Genomic DNA, 1841 nt, shown 5'->3' with positions numbered 1-1841 from the left:
GCTTTGTGGTCAAGTCCTCGGCCTATTAGTACCGGTCAGCTCCACACCTCACGATGCTTCCACCTCCGGCCTATCAACCCAGTCGTCTCCTGGGAGCCTTACCCTGTTTCCAGGTGGGAGACCTCATCTCAAGGCAGGCTTCCCGCTTAGATGCTTTCAGCGGTTATCCCTCCCGAACGTAGCCAACCAGCCGTGCTCTTGGCAGAACAACTGGCACACCAGAGGTTCGTCCGTCCCGGTCCTCTCGTACTAGGGACAGCCCCTTTCAAGTCTCCTGCGCGCGCAGCGGATAGGGACCGAACTGTCTCGCGACGTTCTAAACCCAGCTCGCGTACCGCTTTAATGGGCGAACAGCCCAACCCTTGGGACCTACTCCAGCCCCAGGATGCGACGAGCCGACATCGAGGTGCCAAACCATCCCGTCGATATGGACTCTTGGGGAAGATCAGCCTGTTATCCCCGGGGTACCTTTTAGCCGTTGAGCGACGGCGCTTCCACATGCCACCGCCGGATCACTAGTCCCAGCTTTCGCTCCTGCTCGACCTGTCGGTCTCACAGTCAAGCCCCCTTGTGCACTTACACTCAACACCTGATTGCCAACCAGGCTGAGGGAACCTTTGGGCGCCTCCGTTACCCTTTAGGAGGCAACCGCCCCAGTTAAACTACCCACCAGACACTGTCCCCCACCCGGATACACGGGCGCGGGTTAGACATCCAAAACGACCAGAGTGGTATTTCACCAATGACTCCACCCGAACTAGCGTCCAAGCTTCACCGTCTCCCACCTATCCTACACAAGCCGTCCCAAACACCAATGTCAAGCTGTAGTGAAGGTCCCGGGGTCTTTCCGTCCTGCTGCGCGTAACGAGCATCTTTACTCGTAGTGCAATTTCGCCGGGTCTGTGGTTGAGACAGCGGGGAAGTCGTTACGCCATTCGTGCAGGTCGGAACTTACCCGACAAGGAATTTCGCTACCTTAGGATGGTTATAGTTACCACCGCCGTTTACCGGCGCTTAAGTTCTCAGCTTCGCACACCCGAAGGCGCACTAACCGGTCCCCTTAACGTTCCGGCACCGGGCAGGCGTCAGTCCGTATACATCGTCTTACGACTTCGCACGGACCTGTGTTTTTAGTAAACAGTCGCTTCCCCCTGGCCACTGCGACCCCCACCAGCTCCGAGTGCAAGACTCATCACCAGCAAGGGTCCCCCTTCTCCCGAAGTTACGGGGGCAATTTGCCGAGTTCCTTAACCACAGTTCACCCGATCGCCTTGGTATTCTCTACCTGACCACCTGAGTCGGTTTAGGGTACGGGCCGCCGGCACACTCACTAGAGGCTTTTCTCGGCAGCATGGGATCACCCACTTCACCACAATCGGCTCGGCATCACATCTCACCCTACATGCGGCACGGATTTACCTATGCCACGGGCTACATGCTTACCCCAGGAACAACCATCGCCTGGGATGGGCTACCCTCCTGCGTCACCCCATCGCTTACCTACTACCAGATCAGGCCAGGCGTTCAGCCTCACCAAGTCCCGAAGGACAACAGGGGCTTAAGGACCCTTAGTATCACTGGATTCGATATGGGCGCGTGCTAGCGGGTACGGGAATATCAACCCGTTGTCCATCGACTACGCCTGTCGGCCTCGCCTTAGGTCCCGACTTACCCTGGGCGGATTAGCCTAGCCCAGGAACCCTTGGTCATCCGGCGCAGAAGTTTCTCACTTCTGATTCGCTACTCATGCCTGCATTCTCACTCGCACGGCCTCCACAACTCGATCACTCGGCTGCTTCCCCGGCCGCACGACGCTCCCCTACCCATCCACACACCTAGAT

Annotated in this window: 1 rRNA gene (only partly in view); it reads right to left on the bottom strand. The window is 57.8% G+C overall.

From position 1 onward, the window contains the following. Window positions 1-5 precede the first annotated feature (5 nt). A 23S ribosomal RNA gene (locus ACGFIV_RS36125) occupies window positions 6-1841 on the bottom strand (it continues 1385 nt past the right edge of the window).

Source organism: Sphaerisporangium sp. NPDC049003 (assembly GCF_043197795.1).
Taxonomy (GTDB): Bacteria; Actinomycetota; Actinomycetes; order Streptosporangiales; family Streptosporangiaceae; genus Sphaerisporangium.
This window is presented reverse-complemented; position numbering and strand designations above follow the sequence as displayed.